Raw genomic sequence first — 20362 nt, forward strand, 5'->3', positions numbered from 1 at the left:
TGCCGGTCCGAGCGCATGGATTCAGGATCCGGCGTTCGTCTGTTTCGACAGAGCGCGGCCGTCCAGGAACTGCAATGTCCCCACGCCGAGCAGGCCGCCGATGACCATGACCAAGTAGATGACCGAGACCGGCTCCTCCAAGAGTGCGAAGCCCAAGAGGCCAAGTCCGGCACTCAGCTCCAGGAGGCCGTTCGGCCAGCGCACCATCCGGCTCGGACCCGCCGTAACCGCGCCCTTCGGCGTGCGCACGAAGGGGCTGCGGTAGCCAAGCAGTGCCTCCAGACCGGCGCGGGCGTTGGAGAGAAGCAATCCGGTCGTCAGAAAGAGCGCACCCGCAACCTCGGTCGCCGTGGCGCGCGGACCCGAGCGGATCCCGGCGAGCGTCAGGAAACCGATGGGTGCTGCGAAGCCGAGCATCGAGGTGACGATCGCGACTCGGCTCAGTGCCTCGCCGGGGATCGCCGCGCCCGCGATGAAGGGTAGTCCCAAGACCACGCAGGCAGCGCCGATCAGGAATGCCAGGGGTTGGCCGAGCTGAAAGCTGATCATGAGTTTCTGCCAGCGCGGCAGCGCTGGACTCGCCCAGATCGTCGGCAGCAGCTTGAAGAAGCACTGGGCGAAGCCCTTGGTCCAGCGGAACTGTTGCGTCCGCCAAGCGCGCACGGAGACGGGCAGCACCCCGGGGACAGGAAGATCCTTCATGAATCCGGAGCGCCACCCGCGCAGGCGTGCCCGCAGACTCAGGTCCAGATCCTCCGTGAGCGTGTCGCCTTGCCAGCCGCCCGCATCATCGATTGCGCGGCGACGCCAGACACCGCAGGTCCCGTTGAAGGGGACCGGCAGACCGAGCCGCCAGCGCGCCTCCTGCTCGACCTGGAAGTGCGAATCGAGCAGGCGCGCCTGCGTGCGGGTGAGCAGGCTTTCGTCCCGGTTGCTGTGTGCCCAGCGGGCCTGAACGTAGGCGAGATCGGGCTGCGCAAGCAAGGGATCGATGGTCTTGCGCAGGAACTCGGCCGACGGCATAAAATCGGCGTCGAAGATGGCAACGAACTCCGCATCCGAGCGCTCGAGGCCGGCCGCCAGCGCACCGGCCTTGAAGGCGGTGCGCTTGATCCGATGCAGGAGCTCGATCTGAACACCTTCCCGGCGCAGTCTGGCGACGGCCCTCTGGCTGAGCGAGAGCGAATACGCATCGGTGCTGTCGTCGAGCACCTGGATCTGCAAGCGATCTCGCGGCCAATCCAGCGCCATGACGGCCTCGAGGACGCGGTCGATCAGCTCGCCCTCATTGAAGAGCGGAAGCTGAACCAGCACGCTCGGCAGCTGTGCGGGCGCGTGCGGTGCCCCGGGCAGACGTCGGGCCGGAGTGACGAGACGCGCGAACATCAAGCCGAGCAGGTTGAGCGACGATATCGCCAGGAGGATCAAGCCAAGCGTCAGGAGCAGCTCGACAATCGGTTCCGCTGCGAGCATGGGGATATATCCGTAGGATCTGGAACGGTTGAAGATCGGGTTGGCCGGCCGGCGGCGAGGGGGACGGGGCGAGCGGATGTCTAATATCCCCGCCAAGGACATTTCGATCCGGGTCGGGGTGTTCGGATCGTTCGCCGATCATCCGACCGATCGGCGGCTCAGGCCGAACGCGCAACAGAATAGAGCCAGCCGTATCGCGCGGCAAGAGCCGCCTCGCGAAGGGTCTCTCGATCGGTGCTCGAAAGCCCGTCGGGCGACAAAAGGAGGCATTCGAGCACGTCGGGCCACATAAAATAAGGCGGTTATCCTACCTTCAATCGACCAGGCACCGGACATGCTCGATCTCATGCAGCACATCGCCGTGCGTTGCGCACCGGCCCGCGCCGTCCTAATGGGCCTTGCCCTGGTCGGCGCATTGGCCGCGGGGATCTCGCTCGTCGCGTTCGAAGCGGCGAAAGGGGATCTGATTCTGTTTCCCGCGTTGGTCCTTCTTCTGTGGGCCGTGCTGGGAGTGGTGTTCATCGATCTGTTTGCCCGAATCCCGATGGCGCCGGCGGCGGGGGGCGGCTGGCGCCGATGGGTGCAGGGGCTGTTGCGAAGGCTCTACTGGCTTCTTGCCGCGGGGTTCCTGATCCTCGGCTTGGTCGCGGTAGATGTCAGTCTTTCCATCGCACGCGAGTGGTTGAACGACAGGGCACCGATCGGTCAAGCCAAGTGAGAGTGCCGCCCTGCGCCGCATGCGGCGCAGGGCGGCAACAGGATCAGCCTTCGACCTGCTGGATTCCGGCAATATGCCAGTCGCCCTCGGCGCCGTCCCAACGATGCTGGACATGCCAGATCTCGCTGAAGGCATCCGCGGCGCCCTTCTCGTCCTCGCGGATCAGGCCGGAGAAGAGCACGCTCGCCACCACCAGATCCCCCTCGCGACGGACCCCGATCAGCTCGGCATTCAAACGCACGACCTCGGTGGATTGGCTCCCTTCGGTCTTGAGGCGCTCGCGCTGCAGATCCGCGAAGAGCTCGGGCGTCATGTATTCGCGGATGCCGTCGAAGTCGGCTTGGTCCCAAGCCGACTGAAGATTGATGAAGTGCGACTTCGAGCCCTCCAGGAACCCGGCGCCGTCGAACCAGCTCGGTGACTGGTTGTCTCCGGCCACCGGGCCGCCCTGAGCCCCCATGCCGGGGTGCAGGATGCCGCTGTCTGCCTGTCCTCGGCGCTCGTAGGCCGGCGAAGATCCAGACTGCGGGAATCCGCCGCCCACGCCGGCCGCGGCCATCGCCGGTTTGGCCTGATTGCGCTTCCACATGCGAAACAGCATGAAACCTCCGACCGCAAGCAGCGCGATCAGCAGGAAGTCCATGATCTGGAATCCCTCGAAGCCGTCGCCGAAGAACATGGAGGCCAGGAGACCGCCGGCCGCGAGACCGGCCAAGGGTCCCAGCCAACGGCTCGCACCGCTTGCCGGGCGCTGTCCGGCTGCGGCTTGCGCTGTGTTGGGCTGGGCCGGACGCTGCGCGGCCGGTTGGGCCTGGCGTTGCATGCCGCTGGACTGCTTGCCGAGGTTCATGCCGCCGCCGAGGCGCTTGGCCTCGACATCGGCCGGGACGGATAGGACGGCCACCGCGATCATGGCGACGGCCGCAGTCATGAGTGTTTTGAATCTCATAGGATTCGGGACTCCTCGGTCGGTGAGTTGACGTGATGATGTCGGAATTCGACGGCAACCCCTTAGGATCCGGGTTGCCGTGCGAAAAACAATTCGGAGCTGGTCGCCGTAACCGGCGGATTCACCGAACCTCGGCGTGCCCGGCACCGCGCGGGTCACTCGCGGCCTTCACCTGCCCGTTCGCGCGATCCCACACGATCGCCTGCATGTCCCCGATCGGGCGACTCAGCAGCTCGAGCCGATGCCCCATCGCGGTGAGCTCGCCGAGTTCCGCCGGGCTCAGAGCGCCCGACTCGAACTCGAGTCGGTCCGGAAGGTACTGATGGTGGATCCGAGGTTGCGCGATCCAGTCCTCGAGCGGGACGCCGTCGACGACTCCCAGGATGCCCTGCAACACCATGGTGATGATGCGGCTGCCGCCGGGCGTGCCCAGGATGGCGACCGTCTCGCGCGATTCCAGAAAGGTCGGCGACATGCTCGAGAGCATGCGTTTGCCGGGGGCGATGGCGTTGGCCTCGCCGCCGACCAGCCCGTAGGCATTGGCGACGCCGGGTTGTGCGGAAAAGTCATCCATCTCGTCGTTCAGCAAGACACCCGTCCCTGGCGGGACGAACCCGGAGCCGAACGGATAGTTGATGCTGAGTGTCGCGGCGACCCGATTGCCCTCCCGATCGAGGATCGAGAAGTGGGTGGTGTCGCGGCCCTCGGAGGAGGCCGTGTCGGTTCCGGCGGTCGTGCTCGGCGTCGCGCGGGTGGGATCGACATCGCGGATCAGGCCGGCCGCGTAATAGGGATGTGTCAGTCGCTCGATCGGCATCTGCACATGATCGGGGTCGCCGAGATAGCGGGCGCGGTCGCGATAGGCCCGGCGCATCGACTCCGTGAGCGCATGGATCCGTGCGGCTCCCGACTCGGGGCGCGGCTCGATGGCCGAGAGCATGTTGAGGATTTGGACCAACAGCACGCCCCCGGAGGAGGGCGGCGCGGCGCTGACGATACGCCAGCCGCGGAAGCTCCCGACGATCGGCTCGCGCTCCACGGCACGGTATTCGGCAAGATCCTCGGGCGTCCAGATCCCGCCCGCTGCGCGCACGCCCGAGATCAAGCGTTCCGCGGTCTCGCCGGCATAGAATCCGGCGTGCCCGTCACTCGCGAGGCGCTCCAGGGTGTCGGCCAGATCCGGCTGGTGCAGACGATGTCCGCGGGGCGGGACCTCGCCGTCGAGCAGAAACTGCGCGGTGGCTGCCGGCGAGGCTCGCAGTGCCGACAGACGCCATGCGGCGACACGTCGATACCTGTCGCCGATCTCGAAACCGTCGCGTGCGAGGCCGATCGCCGGAGCGAGGGTCTGCGCAAGCGGAACGCGTCCGTACTGTTCTGCGAGTTGCACGAGTGCGGCCGGTGTCCCCGGGATACCCGCCGACAGGGGTCCGTCGAGGGCCGCCGCGGGGTCGAATTGCCCGGCGTCGTCGAGAAAAAGATCGCGATGGGCCGCCAAGGGGGCCCTCTCGCGTCCGTCGAGCATGATTTCGAGGCAGTCTTGCGCGCGGTGGAGCAGCCAGAAGCCGCCGCCGCCGATCCCCGATCCGTAGGGTTCGACCACGGCCAAGGCCGCCGTGACCGCCACGGCGGCATCGAAGGCGTTGCCTCCGGCTTCGAGGATCTTCAAACCGGCCTCGGTCGCCAAGGGGTGCGCCGAGGCAATCGCGGCCTGATCCGGCCGAATCTGCGGCCCGTCGCACGCGGCTCGGACGCCCGCGGATGCGAGCAGGAGTGCCGCGATCCAAGCCGCGCCGCGCCAAAAGGCTCGGATGCGGCCCGCGGTGCTTCGGACCCTGTCAGCTCTCGCCGGTGATACGCTCATATTTGGCCCGAAGCTCCTCCTCGGTTTCTTCGTGATCCGGATCCTTGATGATGCAGTCGACCGGGCAGACCTCGACACATTGCGAGGTTTCGTAGTGGCCGATGCATTCGGTGCAGAGCGAGGGTTCGATCACGTAGATCTCGTCGCCTTGCGAAATGGCGCCGTTCGGGCACTCGGGCTCGCACACATCGCAGTTGATGCACTCGTCGGTAATAATCAGGGCCATGAAAATACTCCTGGTCGAGGGGGTTAGAGTAGCTGAACCCAAAGGGGTGTATGGGGATGCGCGGATCTTATCCAAACCGATCGTTTAGTGCAGCCTGTACCGCAGGCGCCACAAAGGTCGACACATCGCCGCCGAGCCTTGCGATCTCCCGCACCAGCGAGGAAGAGATGTATGAATAGGTCTCGGCCGGCGTGAGGAAGACGGTCTCGATCGTCGGGGCCATGCGCCGGTTCATGCCTGCCAGCTGGAACTCGTACTCGAAGTCGGAGACCGCGCGCAGGCCGCGCATGATGACGCTGACACCGAGCTGTCGGGTGAATTCCACCAGGAGTCCCTGAAAGGGAACCACCTCGACATTCTCGCGCGGGCCGAGCGCCTCGCGAACCAGTGCGACCCGCTCGTCGGTCGAGAACAGCGGCGTCTTACCGGTATCCACCGCGACCGCCACGATGACACGGTCGAACAGTCGCGCCGCGCGCAGAATAAGATCGGTATGGCCATTGGTGACGGGATCGAATGTCCCCGGATAAACCACGCGTCGCAAACCCGTTTCCTCGCTCGGATGAACCCCCGGGGCCCCCGGGCCGTCGGCGGCCCGCAAGATACCACAGCGGACGCTCGGTTAGGAGTGATGCGGTTCCGAGGAGCACCGGGGGTTTGCCTCCGCCGCTGAACCCGGCGATGCCATTCGTCGGCGGGGTGTCGGGGCCCGTTGACCCGGCCCGACGCGTCAAGCCGGGTCCGATGCAAGGTCTTCGGCGGCGGCGTCGTCGCACGCGCCGACGATCGCAAGGCCGTATCGAACCTGCCCGGCGCACTTGTCCCGAACGAGCTCCCAACCCCGCGGCAGATCCGGAAACCCGATGCGCACCGGCGTCTCCAGATAGACCCGACTCCCCGGTTTGACCCAGCCTCGGAGGCCCAAAAGCGCGATTGCGGGCGCCCAGAGCGCCTCTGCAAAGGGCGGGTCGAGGAAGACGATATCGAACGGCCGGCCCGGACCTTCGAGCCAGCGGAGCGTATCGGCGTGAAGGATTCGCATCTGCTCGGCCCCCAGTCGCCGAGCGTTGGCGTCGAGCTGGCGCGCGACCGCACCGGACTTCTCGATCAGGACGACCTCGCCCGCCCCGCGCGAGACGGCCTCGAAGCCCAGCGCACCGCTGCCCGCAAAGGCGTCGAGACAGCGCGCACCCGGAATCACGGGTGCCAACCAGTTGAACAGGGTCTCGCGGACGCGATCGGAGGTCGGCCTCAGCCCGGTCTCGTTCGGGATCGGCAGGCGACGGCCGCGGTAGCGACCGCCGACGATCCGCAGCTCCCCTCTAACCCTCGCCACCGACGCGCGCGGTCTGCTCGGTGCCGCCCCCGACCGTCACGATGGCCAACCGATCCGGATGCAGCCGGCGCGAGAAGGCGTCCTTGATCTGCTCGGCCGTCACCGCCTCGATGCGGCCGGTGAAGCGGTCGAGATAGTCCAGCGGCAGGTCGTAGAAGCCGATCACGGCGAGATACCCGACGATGTCCGAGTTGCTTGCGATCCGCAACGGGAAGCCGCCGGTGATGTTCTTCTTCGCCGCGGTCAGCTCCGCCTCGCTCGGTCCCGATTCGATGAAGCGACGCAGGGTGTCGAGCATGACCCCGCGTGCCTGATCGGCCTGATCGTTCTTGGTCTGCAGACCCATCAGGAAGGGGCCGGGCTGCGCCAAGGGCAGGAAATAGCTGTAGGTGCTGTAGGACAGCCCGCGCTTCTCGCGAATCTCCTCCATCAGCAGTGAGACCAGGCCGCTGCCCCCGAGGATGTGGTTGCCCACGTAGAGGGTGAAATAGTCGGGGTCGCCGCGACGCATGCCGGGCTGGCCGGCCACCACGGTGGTCTGACTGGACGGGAAGTCGATCTGCTCCGTGATCGCGGCGTCCAGCTCGGCCACGTCCGGCAGCGGCCCCATTCGCTCGCCTTTCGGAAGCCCGGCGGTGATCCTCTCGGCGAGCGCCTCGGCTTGCGGACGATCGAGCGCGCCGACGATCGCCACCACCGCGTTTGCCGCCGTGTAGTGACGTCGATGAAAGTCGATCAGATCATCGCGCGTGATCGCCGTGACCGATTCGGTCGTGCCGGACGGGTCGGCGGCGTAAGGATGACTGCCGAAGATCTTGCGGTAGAGAGCCTTTTGCCCGACGGTGCGCGGCGACTCTTCGTCCTGACGCAGTGCGATGAGCCGATTGCGACGCTCTCGTTCGAGGTCTGCATCCGCGAAGGTCGGGGCGCTCACCAGGGTCGCGAGCGTTTCTACGGCCGTGTCCATCGCGGGCTGCCGGGTCAGGGTGCGCAGCGACACCGAGGTCTTGTCACGGTCTGCACCGGCGCCGAGCTTGGCACCGACGTCCTCGATCCGTGCGGCGATTGCATCGGCGTCCCAATCACCGGCACCTTGTGTCAGCATTTCGGCGGTCATGGAGGCTAGACCCGAGCGCTCGCCGTCGCGGGCACTGCCGGCGTCGAAGGCCAGGTTCACGTCGACCATGGGCAGTTCGGGCGATGCGACGAAAAGCACGCGCGCACCGTTCGCGGTATGCCAGGTCTGGATCTCGGGGGCGGCCTGAAGAGTCCCGACGCTGCCCAGGGCACCGAAGAGAACGAGCGCACTCGACCAAAGGGTGTAGCGGTGGTGGTCAGTGCACATTGGTCTGCATCTCCAGCGCGACCGGCGCTCGCGCGGTTTGGTTGTCGTCCATCGGCTGCGGATCGAGCACGCCGACAGTCAGCTTTTCGGGAACCAGATACTTCTGCGCGACGGCACGGACCTGCTCGGGCGTGACCGCCGCAAGCCGGTCCACGTAGGTTTCGGCGAGCTCCCAACCCAAGCCCACGGTCTCCAGCTGACCGAGGATCATCGCTTGGTAGAAGAGGGAGTCGCGCTCGTAAACCTTGTCCGCGATCAGCTGATTGCGCACGCGCTCCATCTCGCGCTCGTCCACGAGATCGGTTCGGACCCGCTCGATCTGGGCAAGCAGCGCCGCCTCGACCTGCTCGATCGTGTGGCCCTTGGCCGGAACGCCGCTCAGCATGAACATGCCGGGCAGGCGACCGAAGGCGCTGTAGCTCGCGCTTGCCGAGGACGCGACCTGGCTGCCGCGCACCAGCTCGCGCTCCAGGCGGGTGCTGCTCCCGCCGTCCAGGACCGAGGTCAAGACCTCGAAGGCGTAGGGCTCCCATGCCTCTTCGGCGTCGATCAGGGCCGGCGCCTTGTAGCCCATCAGCAGGTACGGCTCTTGTGCGGGCGCCTTCACGACCATGCGCTTCGCCCCCAGCTGCTCGGGCTCCGGCTGTAGTTTGGGTGGGCTGATGCGCTCGGGCTCGAGCGGACCGAAGTGTTTCTCGGCCAGACCAAAGACCTCTTCGGGGTCCACGTCGCCTGCGACGACGAGGGTCGCATTGTTCGGGGCGTACCAGAGGCGGTACCAGTCGCGCAGGTCATCCACGCTCGCCTGCTGCAAGTCGCCGGCCCAGCCGATGACCGGATTGCGGTAAGGGGAGGCGACGTAGGCAACGGCATTGAAGCGCTCGAAGGCGAGCGACTGGGGGTCGTCGTCGGTACGGGTGCGCCGCTCCTCCTTCACGACCTCCAGCTCCTTGGCGAACTCCTCCGCATCCAAGGCAAGATTGCGCATGCGCTCGGCCTCGAGCTCGAAGGCGATCTCGAGTCGGTCGTTGGCCAGCGATTGAAAATAAGCGGTGTAGTCACGTCCGGTGAAGGCGTTCTCTTCCCCGCCGTTCTCCGCGATGATGCGCGAGAACTCGCCCGGGGCGAGCCGCTCGGTCCCCTTGAACATCATATGCTCGAGCAGGTGCGAGACGCCTGTGATCCCGCCGTACTCGTAGCTCGATCCCACCTTGTACCAGACCTGCGAGATGAGGATCGGGGCGCGGCGGTCCGGCTTGACCAGGACCTTGAGCCCGTTGTCGAGTGTGCGTTCGTAGACGGTTTGGGTCGCCGCCGACGCAACGGCCGGCAGACACAGGAGTAGGCTGAGAAGGATTCGGTGCATGGAGACTCCGGTCGGATGCAATCGGACGGTAAAACGAACCCGCTGCGGCGATATTGGGGCAGAGCCGGGGCCTTGGTAGTTCCCGGAGATGACGGTTTGTTAAGACCGGGTCCGCTCCGGTTGGGGCGAGCATCGGGCGATCTGATCGCGCCAATCTGATAGCATTGCGGCCACACGGGCGGAGCGGTCTTATTCTGCGGTCGCGCCGCGGTACCCGTCGAGTGCTCGACGACGCGCTCGCCCGCCCCCCGGCGTCTCTCCCTTCAGGCATGTCGTTATGTTCGGTTTCGGAAAAAAGCACAGGAAAGCCGCGTTGCCGGCGTCGGAGCAGTCGGCTGCGGCCGAGCCGTCCGGCGCCTCGGACTCGGCAGCCAAGGCTTCGTCGGCGGATACCGAACGCGTCGCGGAACGGGTATCGCCGGGGCCGACCGGCGTTTCGCAGTCCGTGTCCACCGCGGAGTGGCTCGAGCCCGAGCCGGTCGAATCCGAGCCGCGCCTGAAGCGGGGCGGATGGTTTCGATCCAAGCGCCGGCCGGGCGAGGCGGACACGCCGAGCGCGTCTCCGCCCCCCGCCGTCGAGCCGCGCGCCCCCGAGCCGCGTCCTGCTCCTGCTCCTGCTCCCGCCCCGGCTTCCGCTCGGCCGGCGCGCGAGGAGCCGACGGATAAAAAGTCCGGCGTGTTCTCGCGACTGCGCGAGCGCTTGACGCGGACCCGCGAGACGCTCGGCGACGGTCTCGGGACACTCTTTATCGGTCGCAAGCGCATCGACGACGAGCTCATGGAGGAGCTGGAGACCTTGCTCCTCACGGCCGATGTCGGCGTCCCCACGACCACCCGCATCATGGAGGATCTGGCGAGCCGCGTGAAGCGCAAATCGCTCGCCGATCCGCAGGCGTTGCTCCAAGCGCTCAAAGGCGAGCTGCGCGCCGTTCTGCAGGCGGCCGATGCCCCGGTCCGTCAACCCGCACCCGACCGCCCTCAGGTGATCCTGATGGTCGGGGTCAACGGCGCGGGCAAGACCACCACGATCGGCAAGCTCGCCAAGCGGCTCCAGGAGGAGGGCAACAGCGTGATCTTGGCCGCGGGCGACACCTTCCGCGCGGCGGCGGTCGAGCAGCTGCAGACTTGGGGCGAGCGCAATCGCGTGAGCGTGGTCGCGCAGCAGACCGGAGCGGATTCGGCATCCGTGATCTTCGATGCCCTGCAGGCGGCCACGGCGCGCGGTGCCGATGTGCTCATCGCCGATACGGCCGGGCGGCTGCATACCAAATCCAACCTCATGGAGGAGTTGGCCAAGGTCGCGCGGGTCATGAAGAAGATCGATCCCGAGGCGCCCCACGAGGTGATGCTGGTCGTGGATGCCACGACCGGCCAGAACGCGCTCAGCCAGGCGATCCATTTCCATCAGGCGATCGGCCTGACGGGGATTACGCTGACCAAGCTCGACGGCACGGCGAAGGGCGGTATCCTCTTCGCGATCGCGGACCGCCTGAAGGTGCCGATTCGTTTCATCGGCGTCGGCGAGACCATCGATGACCTGCGCCCCTTCGATGCCGACGAATTTCTCGATGCCTTGCTGAGCTGAGGAGGCGGGGCCTTGATCTCCTTCGAGCACGTCTTCAAACGCTATCCGGAGCGCGGCGAGGCCCTGAGCGATCTCAGCTTCGAGATGGAGTCCGGCGAGATGGCCTTTCTCACCGGGCATTCGGGCGCCGGCAAGAGCACCCTGCTGCGTCTGATCGGCCTGCTCGAGCGACCGACGCGCGGACAGGTGATCGTCAACGGGCGCAATCTGGGCGCCTTGCCGAGGCGCAAGATCCCCTACCACCGTCGCGAGGTCGGCATGATCTTCCAGGATCATCGACTCCTGCCGGATCGCAGCGTCTTCGACAATGTCGCCCTGCCGCTGGTGGTCGCCGGTCTCGGGCACAAGGAGATCGGTCGTCGGGTTCGTGCCGCGCTCGACCAGGTCGGACTGCTCTCGCGCGAGCGCGCGACCCCGGTCGCCCTCTCCGGCGGCGAGCAGCAGCGCGTCGGCATCGCGCGTGCCGTCGTCGGGCGGCCGCCGCTGGTGCTTGCCGACGAGCCGACCGGCAACCTGGATCCGGACCTCTCGCGCGAGATCTTCGGCCTCTTCGAGCGTTTTCATCAGGTCGGCGTGACCCTCTTGATCGCGACCCACGACCTGGGTCTGGTCATGTCCATGCCCTATCGAACCATCACACTCGCCGACGGGCGCCTGGCGAACGACTCGCGGACCTGGTGACCATGGCCAAGCCCAAACTCAAGCCAAAGCCCAAAACGGCCAAGCGCAAAGCGCACCGCCGCAGCGGTCCTCGTCTGCTGGACATGCCCGGTCTTTGGGCGAATCGGCATCTGCAGAGCGCGGTCGCGACCCTGGGGCGTCTTATGCGCACCCCGCTTCCGACCGGGATGACGATTGCGGTGATCGGGATCTCGCTGGCCCTGCCCGCGGCGCTCTTCGTCGTCACCGAAAATCTGCGTACCATGGCCGGAGGTTGGGATCAGGCTGCGGCCATCTCGTTGTTTTTGAAGCAAGACATCGACGACGCCGCGGCTGCGCGGCTCGCCGAGCAGTTGCGCGCCCGATCCGAGCTTGCGCAGGTTCATCTGATCGGCCGCGAGCAGGCCCTCAACGAGTTTCGGGCGCTCGGCGGATTCGAGGACGCCCTCTCGCAGCTCAAGAGCAATCCGTTGCCGGCGGTTCTCGCGATCTACCCGCAGGCGGCCTCCTCGGCGCCGGAGCGACTGCAGGCGCTGCACGACGAGCTCATGACCTTGCCGGAGGCCGATTTCGCCCGAATGGATACGCTCTGGCTGCAACGTTTTCAGGCGATCCTCGACTTGGCCCAGCGGGTGGTTCTCCTGCTCGGCGGACTGCTCGGCGTCGGTGTGCTGCTGATCGTCGGCAACACCATCCGGCTCGAGATCCTGAACCGGCGCATCGAGATCGAGATCATGGAGCTGGTCGGCGCGACGGGTGCCTTCATCCGCCGGCCCTTCCTCTATGCCGGGGCCTGGTATGGGCTGCTCGGCGGTCTCACCGCCTGGTTCCTCGTCACCATCGCAGTGATCCTGCTCCAAGAGCCCGTCTCCCGTCTGGCAACCCTCTATCGCAGCGAGTTTCCGCTGACCGGTCTCGGCCCCTTGGCGATGCTGGTGATCTTCTCCGGGAGTGTGCTCTTCAGCCTGATCGGCAGCTGGATCGCCGTGAACCGTCATCTGCGCGGCGCGGAGCCCGGCTAAGCCGCGTCTCGAGCGGCATGCGCCGATGTCGGGTTAGGTCAGCTACAGCCGGAACCGGAGGTGTTGGCGCCGACACGCTTTCATTAAGATTCTTTTATCAGGTTAAACCGCGCCGCCTCCAACGCTCGTCAAGCCTGCCGGGGCCGATCCCATCCACAAACATCGCATACCGCCCGGGCGCGGTTTAAATCCGACTCAAACCTCGAATCCAATCAGGACCCTTTTACCGATGTCGACCGCGACCGCGCGACCGCGCGTCAACTTGCCCCGTCTCACCCTTGTTCAGCGTCTCGGGTTGCTCCTGGGCTTGATCGCATTTCTCGTTCCGCTCCTGATCGAGATCCCGAGCTTGGAGCCGGCAGGGCGCCGGATGCTGGCGATCTTTCTGCTGGCGATCCTCTTTTGGGTCTCGGAGGCGATCCCGCTCTACGCCACGGCCGTGCTGGTCATCCTGCTCGAGGTCCTGATGCTCTCGGATCAGGCGCTTGTAGGGGTCGCCGGCACCTTGCCGCCCGCGGCGAGCTATTTCGCGGCCTTGGCGAATCCCGTCATCATCCTCTTTCTCGGCGGTTTTCTGATCGCCGACGGTGCCCGCAAGTTTGGACTGGACCGCAGCCTCGCGGCCGTGATGCTGCGGCCCTTCGCCGGTAACGCCAGACTCTCGCTGCTCGGACTCATGATGATCACGGCGTTGCTGTCGATGTTCGTCTCCAACACCGCGACCACGGCGACGATGTTCGCGGTCGTCATACCGATCCTGGCCGCGCTGCCGAAAGGCCGCGCACGCACCGGCGTGGCCTTGGCCATTCCGGTCGCGGCGAACGTCGGCGGGATCGGCACGCCGGTCGGCTCGCCTCCCAACGCCATCGCGCTGGGCGCGCTCGAGGCGTCGGGTCAGGGCATTTCCTTCATCGGCTGGATGCTCCTGGCGGTACCGCTGATGGTGGTCGTGCTGCTGTTCGCCTGGTGGTTCCTGACGCGCCGCTACATCGCCGCGGAGACCCCGCTTGCGCTCGAGCTCTCGGCCGACTTCGACCGCTCGCCGGCCGCGGTGATCTTCTACCTCATCGCCGGCGCCACGATTCTGCTCTGGTTGACCGAGCCCTTCCACGGCATCGCCTCCTCGACAGTCGGCTTTCTCCCGGTCGTCGCGCTGCTGGCGACACAGGTCATGGGCGCGGACGACATCAAGCGGCTGCAATGGCCGGTGCTCTGGCTGGTTGCCGGCGGGATCGCCTTGGGGGCCGGAATCGGTGCGAGCGGTCTGGATCTCTGGCTGATCGGATTGGTCGCCTGGGAGGCGCTTCCGTTGACGCTCTTGCTGCTCCTCTTGGTGGGCGTCTCGGTCGGGCTCTCGACCGTGATCTCGCACTCGGCGGCGGCGAACCTGCTGGTGCCCTTGACCCTGAGTCTGGCGATCGGTCTGCCGATCGATCCGACCGCGGTGGGTGTCATGGTGGCGCTCGCCTGCGCACTCGGCATGGCGCTGCCGATCTCCACGCCGCCCAACGCCATCGCCTATGCGACCGGCGAGGTGCCGACCTCGGAGATGATCGTCAGCGGGGTCGTGATCGGCGGCTTCGGGGCGCTCCTGCTGGCGCTCGTGATGCCGTCGCTCTGGACCGCGCTGGGTCTGCTGTGAACGAGGTCTTCGATCGCGCCGGGCATGCAGGCTCGGGAGCGGGCGATCGGCTCGCGCCGCTGTGTGTCTTGGTCGTCGCGCCCGAACCCTTGGCCGCCTCGATCGCGGAGGAGGTAGCCCGCGGGTTGACGGACATCGCGGAGGTGGTCTGTGCGGACGATGTCGCGGCGGCCGGTGCCCTGGCGATTGCACATCCGGAGCGCGTCGTCCCTTTGGTGTTCATGACGGCCTCGCCCGTGTCGCTCGAGTCCTCCGATTCAATCGACGCGCGCATTGCGACGTTGGACGCCCAGCCGGTCCTGCGCCGAGCGAGCGTCTTGCTGCTGACCGACCGAGCGCTCCACGACGATCTATCCCGCTCGGTCGATCGTGACCGGCTCCATGCCGTGATCAGGATCCCGTGCTCGCCCGGCGTCCTTGCCTGGCACGCGCGTGCCCAAGCGGCGCGCTGGTTGAGTGCGCATCGACCGACCGATCCGCGGACCCTCGCCCTGGTGGCGACCGACGCCCGGCCGGTCGCGCAGCCCGAGAGCGATCTGCTGCGCCTGCTCGAGCTCGACACCCAAGAGGTGGCGACCCAGCTGCTCGCCGGGATCGAGCGCGTCCTCGGCCCGCGCCCGCGCCTGGTGCTGCCGGCCGGGACGCGCCTCATCCACGAGGGTGTGGATGTGGACGCCGTGCTGGTCGTGCTGCGCGGCCGGGTCGCGCTCGATCATGCCTCGGCCGCCGGCGATCTGCGGCTGCACCACGACTCGACCGGATCGGTCGTCGGCCTGTTGTCGCTGGCCCAGCAGCAGCGCGCCTTCTTCACCGCGCGTGCGACGACCGAGGTCGAGGTCGTACATCTTTCGTTCGAGCAGCTCGATCGTGCCCTCTCCGTGGATGCCTCGCTCGGTGCGGCGATGGCAGCGGTCTCCATCCGTGCCCTGGCCAAGCGGCTGCGACGCGCCGATCAGCTCCAGGTCGAGAAGACCCAGCTCAACCATGCGCTCGAACGCGAACGCCGGCAGCTCTCCGAGACACTGCATCAGCTCGAGCAGGCCCGTCTGGAGCTGGTCGAGCAGGCGCGCTATGCCACGCTCGGCGAGATGGCGGCCGGGATTGCCCACGAGCTCAACAATCCGGTCGCGGCCATGTTGCGCGCGACCACCTATGTGGGCGAGGACCTCGAGCGGGTGCTTGCGAGCCATCCGCAAGGCCGCCTTGCGAGCGAGATCTTCGCGACCGAGCGCGACCGGGCCCCGCGCACCACGCGCGAAGAGCGCGCGGCACGTCGACGCCTCGAAGCGGCCCTCGGCGACCTCGCTCTGGCGCAACGTCTGTTCGATGCCGGGATCGAAGACCCCGACCGGGCGCGCGCGCTCGCCGCCGATCCGCCGAGCCTCGATTTGGTGGAAGCCGTGGCCGGGATCGGCTCGGCGGTCCGCAACCTCGAGGTCGCCTCCAGACGGATGTGCGAGCTGGTGACCAGCCTGCGCGCCTACTCCCGTCCCAAGGGCGAGCCGGTCGCCGGGGTCGATCTGCATGCGGGTCTCGAAGACACGCTGCGTCTGATGGCGCACCGCCTGCGCGATGTCGAGATCCAGCGCAGCTACGGCGATCTGCCCGCGATTCGATGCCACCCCGGCGAGCTCGAGCAGCTTTGGACCAACCTCCTGGTCAATGCGCACGACGCACTTGGTGACGGCGCCGAGGGACACGGGCGCATCGAGCTGATGACGGATGCGCCCGACGCGGGGCACGTGCGTGTGCAGATTCGGGACAACGGCCGCGGGATCGATCCGGACATCCTGCCGCGTGTCTTCGAGCCGCGCTTTACCACCAAACAGGGGGCCGTGCGCTACGGGCTCGGGCTCGGGCTGGCCATCGCACGGCGGATCGTGGATGCTCACGGCGGGGCGATCGAGCTGAGCTCGCACCCCGGTTGCACGCGGGTGACCGTCACGCTGCCCGTGGCTGGTCCGCCGGAGGACGAGGACATCGAGACATGAAGCTTGCACTCTTGATTCTGGAAGACGAGCGCCCGGTCCGCGAGGCGCTCAAACGGGACCTGGCGGCGTTCGCGCGCCACCTGCGCATCGAGGAGGCCGAGGACGTGCCGACCGCGCTGGAGGTGATCGAGGAGATCGATGCAGCCGGCGACCGGCTCGCGCTCGTGCTGGCCGATCACCGTTTGCCCGGAACCAGCGGTGTCGACTTTCTGATCGACCTCGCGGTCGACGATCGGGCCTTCGCCACACGCAAGGTCCTGGTCACCGGTCAGGCCGATCAGGACGACACCATTCGCGCCATCAACGAGGCCGGACTCGACCGCTACGTTGCCAAGCCCTGGACGGCGGATGCCTTGCGCGAACTGGTTCGAGACCAGCTCACCGAATTCGTCCTCGCTGCGGGAGTGGATCCTTTGCCGCACCTCGCTGTCCTGGACGCGGAGCGGGCACTCTCGATCGTGGGAGAGCGCGGCGACCTGTGAGCCCGGATCCCGAGGCGTGCGGAAGCTCGATCGGCCCCGCACAGGCCCATTTCAACGCTCGAGGACGCGACGTGCGAGCCGAACGGCGTCTATGGCTTGAACAGATTTCCGATATTAAATCCCATGATTGTTCAGGTTTAAATCTCGTCGGCATGCGTCGTCCGCGAATCCCTTTGTCATCACAGTGGCCTGTTTTCAATGTTTATTTTTAGCCATCAGTGCTGACGATGACAATAATCGGAACATACGATCTTGATTTTGACCGTATCTGCCTTGTCGAATCCAACAACCTCTCCTAGAGTCTGGTGAACTTTTGTCGCGGTATGCGCTCCAAAACCCCGCCGAAAGTGCTGGCAAAATCCCGAGCGTACTGCTAGGATATTTTCCAAGGTAACAAACTCAGGTATTGGAACATGGCCAAAGACTTCGCTCTCATGCCGACGGGTACCATCGACTCCTACATCAGCGGCGCCTACCAGATTCCGGTCCTGACCCCGGAAGAGGAGAAGTCGCTTGCGATCCAGCTGCGCGACCATGGCGACATGGATGCGGCAAAACGGCTCGTGACGTCGCATCTTCGTTTCGTGATCCGCATTGCCCGGGGTTATCTCGGTTACGGGTTGCCGCTCCCGGATCTGATCCAGGAAGGTACCGTTGGATTGATGAAGGCGGTTCGCCGTTTCGAGCCCGATATGGGCGTGCGTCTCGTCTCCTTCGCCGTGCACTGGATCCGGGCGGAGATCCACGAGTACATCCTGCGGAACTGGCGGATCGTGAAGGTCGCGACGACCAAGGCCCAGCGTAAGCTCTTCTTCAACCTGCGCAGCGCGAAGAAGCGTCTGGGGTGGTTTACGAAGGACGAGGTCGAGGCGGTTGCCGCCGATCTCGGCGTGAAGCCCGAGACCGTTCTTCAGATGGAATCACGGTTGGCCAACCAGGATCTGTCGTTCGACGGTTTGGAGGACGACGATGACGATTCGCCCTCCGCGCCCTCGACCTACCTTCCGGATCTTCGGATGGAGCCCGGCAAGATCCTCGAGCGCCAAGACACCGAGCGCGATCAGCACGATCGGCTCTATGCGGCTCTAAAGGGGCTGGACGAGCGCAGCAAGACCATCCTGCGCGAGCGCTGGCTCTCCGAGAAGAAGCAGACCCTGCATGAGCTTGCAGAACAGTTCGGGGTGTCCGCCGAGCGCATCCGACAGATCGAGAAGAACGCGATGAAAAAGCTGAGGCTACAGCTCGAGGTGTAACGTGGCGAGGGCACGGGCGGGGAGCTTCGACTCTCGCGTCCCGTCTCGCCGCGGTTACCGGGGACGCTCCACCGGCTTTTGCGACTCTCTTGCACACCTGAACCAAGACGGTGGGTTACCTTAAGGGTGACCGCCGTCTTTTTTGTTGGCCCTTCCGACGATCCCGGGTCTGGCTGTTGATCGATGATCGGTCGATTCGGCAGATGGATAGGATCGAGCACTCCAGGGCCGTTCGACCGCCGGATCCAGGATGATGACTGCACCCGATATCTTCTCCCACCGCAAGCACTGGGCCTACAAGCTGGGGACGGCTCCGGAGCTGCCCATGTCGCGCGCCGAAATGGACCTGCTCGGTTGGGACAGCTGCGACATCGTGATCCTGACCGGGGACGCCTACGTCGATCACCCCTCGTTCGGGATGGCGATCATCGGTCGATTGCTCGAGGCGCAGGGCTTTCGGGTCGGCATCATCGCCCAGCCGGACTGGACCTCGGTCGAGGACTTCCGGCGCCTCGGACGGCCGAACCTCTTTTTCGGGATCACCGCCGGGAACATGGACTCGATGGTGAACCGCTACACCTCCGATCGGCGACAGCGCTCGGACGATGCCTACACCCCCGACGGTGCCGCCGGGCGCCGCCCCGATCGCTCGGTGACCGTCTATGCGCAGCGCGCGCGCGAGGCCTTCAAGGGCGTGCCCATCGTCATCGGGGGCATCGAGGCGAGTTTGCGTCGGATCGCGCACTACGATCACTGGTCCGAGCAGATCCGCCGCTCCGTCCTGGTGGACGCGAAGGCCGATCTCCTGATCTACGGCAACGCCGAGCGCGCACTGGTCGAGCTGGCGCACCGCCTGGCGCGCGGCGAGCCGATCGAGCAGATCCGCGACCTACGCGGGACCGCCTTCATGACCCGCGGACGGCCCGACGACTGGACGGAGATCGATTCGAGCGGGCTGGATCGACCGGGCCGAGTGGATCCGCATCCGGATCCGTACGCGGTTGCCTCGAAGGAGACCGACGCGAACGCCTCCCCGAGGGCCCCCGACGGGGCCCGGGTCATCCGGTTTCAGCCGCGCCCGCAACGCACGGATCGGACTCGCACGGTGGTGCGTCTGCCCTCGTTCGCGCAGGTCCGCGAAGACCCGGTGCTCTACGCCCATGCCTCGAGGGTGTTCCATCTGGAGACCAATCCGGGGAACGCCCGCGCGCTGGTGCAGGCTCACGGCGATCGCGATGTCTGGCTCAATCCGCCGCCGATCCCGCTGAGCACCGCCGAGCTCGACCGGGTCTACGAGCTGCCCTACAGCCGCCGCCCGCATTCGAGCTACGGCGAGGCGCGGATCCCGGCCTGGGAGATGATCCGCTTCTCGGTCAACATCATGCGCGGTTGCTTCGGCGGCTGTACCTTCTGTTCGATCACGGAGCACGAAGGCCGCATCATCCAAAGCCGCTCGGAGGAATCCATCCTGCGCGAGCTCGAGGAGATCCGCGACCGGACCCCGGGCTTCACCGGCACCATCTCGGATCTCGGCGGACCGACCGCCAACATGTACCGGCTCGCCTGCAAGGATCCGCGCATCGAGTCTTCGTGTCGGCGTCCGTCATGCGTCTACCCGGATGTCTGTCCGAATCTCAATACCGATCACGCCCCGCTGATTCGGCTTTATCGCCGTGCGCGTGCCATTCCCGGCATCAAGCGGGTTCTGATCGCCTCCGGGCTGCGCTACGACCTGGCGGTGCGTTCGCCCGAGTACATCCGCGAGCTGGTGACCCATCATGTCGGCGGTTATCTCAAGATCGCGCCGGAGCATACCGAGGCCGGGCCCCTAAGCAAGATGATGAAACCCGGGATCGGAACCTACGACCGCTTCAAAGAGCTGTTCGACCGCTATTCGCGCGAGGCGGGCAAAGAACAATATCTGATCCCCTATTTCATCGCCGCGCATCCGGGTACCAGCGACGAAGATATGCTGAATCTGGCGCTCTGGCTCAAGCGTAACGGCTTCCGCCCGGATCAAGTCCAAGGCTTTCTGCCCACCCCGATGGCGACCGCCTCCGCCATGTACTACTCGGGTCGCAACCCGTTGAAAAGGATCACGCGTGACTCGGAGCGGGTCCCCGTGGTGCGCAAGCAGCGTCAGCGCCGCCTGCACAAGGCGTTCCTGCGCTACCACGACCCGGAAAATTGGCCCCTGCTGCGTGAAGCACTGAAGGAGATGGGCCGCTCCGAGCTGATCGGCAACGGCAAGCGTCATCTTGTGCCGGCCTTTCAACCCGCAGGCACCGGTCTGTCGCCGGAAGGTCGCCGTCGTCCCGGTCGCCCGGCCGTGCGACATCGCCGCTAAACCGCGTCCAGAGCGGCATGCGTGGTTTTTATCGTTTGTTTGGCTTCGGAAGTATCCTTGATCCCAGTGAGAGGAAGTTTAGAATTTAAGATCTTTTAATACT

The 20362-nt window shown here is 66.1% G+C and carries 17 protein-coding genes; 9 read left to right on the forward strand and 8 right to left on the reverse strand.

Annotated elements, in window-relative coordinates; genetic code table 11:
• Positions 1 to 21 precede the first annotated feature (21 nt).
• A complete protein-coding gene (locus THIMADRAFT_RS13050; RefSeq protein ID WP_007193521.1) occupies positions 22 to 1473 on the reverse strand; it encodes a glycosyltransferase family 2 protein in 1452 nt (483 codons plus the stop codon).
• A 334-nt stretch (positions 1474 to 1807) separates the two neighbouring features.
• Between THIMADRAFT_RS13050 and THIMADRAFT_RS13055 the strand changes: the two genes are divergently transcribed.
• Positions 1808 to 2191, forward strand: coding sequence for a hypothetical protein (locus THIMADRAFT_RS13055; RefSeq protein ID WP_007193522.1), 384 nt, complete (start codon positions 1808 to 1810; stop codon positions 2189 to 2191).
• 43 nt (positions 2192 to 2234) lie between these two features.
• Here the strand turns inward: THIMADRAFT_RS13055 and THIMADRAFT_RS13060 are convergent, their stop codons facing one another.
• The 7 genes from THIMADRAFT_RS13060 to THIMADRAFT_RS13090 all read right to left on the reverse strand — a co-directional run bounded on the left by THIMADRAFT_RS13060 (position 2235) and on the right by THIMADRAFT_RS13090 (position 9277).
• Positions 2235 to 3140: a Tim44 domain-containing protein gene (locus THIMADRAFT_RS13060; RefSeq protein WP_007193523.1), complete on the reverse strand. Its 906-nt coding sequence runs from the start codon at positions 3138 to 3140 to the stop codon at positions 2235 to 2237.
• 121 nt (positions 3141 to 3261) lie between these two features.
• The gene (gene ggt / locus THIMADRAFT_RS13065; protein WP_007193524.1) at positions 3262 to 5004 is read right to left on the reverse strand and encodes a gamma-glutamyltransferase; all 1743 of its coding nucleotides are present in this window, start codon (positions 5002 to 5004) and stop codon (positions 3262 to 3264) included.
• Complete coding sequence (locus tag THIMADRAFT_RS13070) at positions 4979 to 5230, reverse strand: YfhL family 4Fe-4S dicluster ferredoxin (RefSeq protein WP_007193525.1); 252 nt, start codon at positions 5228 to 5230, stop codon at positions 4979 to 4981. Before THIMADRAFT_RS13070 ends, ggt begins: the two co-directional genes overlap by 26 nt.
• Before the next feature lie 67 nt (positions 5231 to 5297).
• Positions 5298 to 5774, reverse strand: a complete 477-nt coding sequence (gene coaD, locus THIMADRAFT_RS13075) for a pantetheine-phosphate adenylyltransferase (protein ID WP_040731437.1) — start codon at positions 5772 to 5774, stop codon at positions 5298 to 5300.
• A gap of 186 nt (positions 5775 to 5960) precedes the next feature.
• Entirely contained in the window at positions 5961 to 6566 is a 606-nt protein-coding gene (gene rsmD / locus THIMADRAFT_RS13080) for a 16S rRNA (guanine(966)-N(2))-methyltransferase RsmD (RefSeq protein ID WP_007193527.1), read from the reverse strand.
• The gene (locus THIMADRAFT_RS13085; protein ID WP_007193528.1) at positions 6553 to 7911 is read right to left on the reverse strand and encodes a M16 family metallopeptidase; all 1359 of its coding nucleotides are present in this window, start codon (positions 7909 to 7911) and stop codon (positions 6553 to 6555) included. The genes rsmD and THIMADRAFT_RS13085 overlap by 14 nt, the downstream gene beginning before the upstream one ends.
• A complete protein-coding gene (locus tag THIMADRAFT_RS13090; protein WP_007193529.1) occupies positions 7901 to 9277 on the reverse strand; it encodes a M16 family metallopeptidase in 1377 nt (458 codons plus the stop codon). Before THIMADRAFT_RS13090 ends, THIMADRAFT_RS13085 begins: the two co-directional genes overlap by 11 nt.
• 277 nt (positions 9278 to 9554) lie before the next feature.
• Here THIMADRAFT_RS13090 and ftsY point away from each other — a divergent pair, with 277 nt between their 5' ends.
• From ftsY to THIMADRAFT_RS13130, 8 genes are all read left to right on the forward strand, one after another.
• Positions 9555 to 10862, forward strand: coding sequence for a signal recognition particle-docking protein FtsY (gene ftsY / locus THIMADRAFT_RS13095; protein ID WP_007193530.1), 1308 nt, complete (start codon positions 9555 to 9557; stop codon positions 10860 to 10862).
• Between the two features lie 12 nt (positions 10863 to 10874).
• Positions 10875 to 11543, forward strand: a complete 669-nt coding sequence (ftsE, locus tag THIMADRAFT_RS13100; protein WP_007193531.1) for a cell division ATP-binding protein FtsE — start codon at positions 10875 to 10877, stop codon at positions 11541 to 11543.
• Positions 11544 to 11545: 2 nt separating this feature from the next.
• Complete coding sequence (ftsX, locus tag THIMADRAFT_RS13105) at positions 11546 to 12544, forward strand: permease-like cell division protein FtsX (protein WP_007193532.1); 999 nt, start codon at positions 11546 to 11548, stop codon at positions 12542 to 12544.
• Between the two features lie 229 nt (positions 12545 to 12773).
• The gene (locus THIMADRAFT_RS13110) at positions 12774 to 14186 is read left to right on the forward strand and encodes an SLC13 family permease (protein WP_007193533.1); all 1413 of its coding nucleotides are present in this window, start codon (positions 12774 to 12776) and stop codon (positions 14184 to 14186) included.
• Complete coding sequence (locus THIMADRAFT_RS13115; RefSeq protein ID WP_007193534.1) at positions 14183 to 16177, forward strand: sensor histidine kinase; 1995 nt, start codon at positions 14183 to 14185, stop codon at positions 16175 to 16177. The genes THIMADRAFT_RS13110 and THIMADRAFT_RS13115 overlap by 4 nt, the downstream gene beginning before the upstream one ends.
• Entirely contained in the window at positions 16174 to 16659 is a 486-nt protein-coding gene (locus tag THIMADRAFT_RS13120) for a response regulator (protein ID WP_007193535.1), read from the forward strand. Before THIMADRAFT_RS13115 ends, THIMADRAFT_RS13120 begins: the two co-directional genes overlap by 4 nt.
• A gap of 413 nt (positions 16660 to 17072) precedes the next feature.
• Positions 17073 to 17912 (forward strand): RNA polymerase sigma factor RpoH, encoded by an 840-nt coding sequence (gene rpoH / locus THIMADRAFT_RS13125; protein ID WP_007193536.1) that lies wholly within the window; start codon positions 17073 to 17075, stop codon positions 17910 to 17912.
• Between the two features lie 250 nt (positions 17913 to 18162).
• Complete coding sequence (locus THIMADRAFT_RS13130; RefSeq protein WP_007193537.1) at positions 18163 to 20259, forward strand: YgiQ family radical SAM protein; 2097 nt, start codon at positions 18163 to 18165, stop codon at positions 20257 to 20259.
• Positions 20260 to 20362: the final 103 nt, after the last annotated feature.

It is taken from the genome of Thiocapsa marina 5811 (assembly GCF_000223985.1).
GTDB lineage: Bacteria > Pseudomonadota > Gammaproteobacteria > Chromatiales > Chromatiaceae > Thiocapsa > Thiocapsa marina.

Bases quoted from the DNA above. Each gene is read 5' to 3' on its own strand.
- THIMADRAFT_RS13085 (WP_007193528.1), bottom strand. From the start codon at position 7,911: ATGTGCACTGACCACCACCGCTACACCCTTTGGTCGAGTGCGCTCGTT.
- ftsX (WP_007193532.1), top strand. From the start codon at position 11,546: ATGGCCAAGCCCAAACTCAAGCCAAAGCCCAAAACGGCCAAGCGCAAA.
- THIMADRAFT_RS13070 (WP_007193525.1), bottom strand. From the start codon at position 5,230: ATGGCCCTGATTATTACCGACGAGTGCATCAACTGCGATGTGTGCGAG.
- THIMADRAFT_RS13110 (WP_007193533.1), top strand. From the start codon at position 12,774: ATGTCGACCGCGACCGCGCGACCGCGCGTCAACTTGCCCCGTCTCACC.
- THIMADRAFT_RS13050 (WP_007193521.1), bottom strand. From the start codon at position 1,473: ATGCTCGCAGCGGAACCGATTGTCGAGCTGCTCCTGACGCTTGGCTTG.
- ggt (WP_007193524.1), bottom strand. From the start codon at position 5,004: ATGAGCGTATCACCGGCGAGAGCTGACAGGGTCCGAAGCACCGCGGGC.
- THIMADRAFT_RS13090 (WP_007193529.1), bottom strand. From the start codon at position 9,277: ATGCACCGAATCCTTCTCAGCCTACTCCTGTGTCTGCCGGCCGTTGCG.
- THIMADRAFT_RS13060 (WP_007193523.1), bottom strand. From the start codon at position 3,140: ATGAGATTCAAAACACTCATGACTGCGGCCGTCGCCATGATCGCGGTG.
- ftsY (WP_007193530.1), top strand. From the start codon at position 9,555: ATGTTCGGTTTCGGAAAAAAGCACAGGAAAGCCGCGTTGCCGGCGTCG.
- THIMADRAFT_RS13130 (WP_007193537.1), top strand. From the start codon at position 18,163: ATGATGACTGCACCCGATATCTTCTCCCACCGCAAGCACTGGGCCTAC.
- THIMADRAFT_RS13055 (WP_007193522.1), top strand. From the start codon at position 1,808: ATGCTCGATCTCATGCAGCACATCGCCGTGCGTTGCGCACCGGCCCGC.
- THIMADRAFT_RS13120 (WP_007193535.1), top strand. From the start codon at position 16,174: ATGAAGCTTGCACTCTTGATTCTGGAAGACGAGCGCCCGGTCCGCGAG.
- rpoH (WP_007193536.1), top strand. From the start codon at position 17,073: ATGGCCAAAGACTTCGCTCTCATGCCGACGGGTACCATCGACTCCTAC.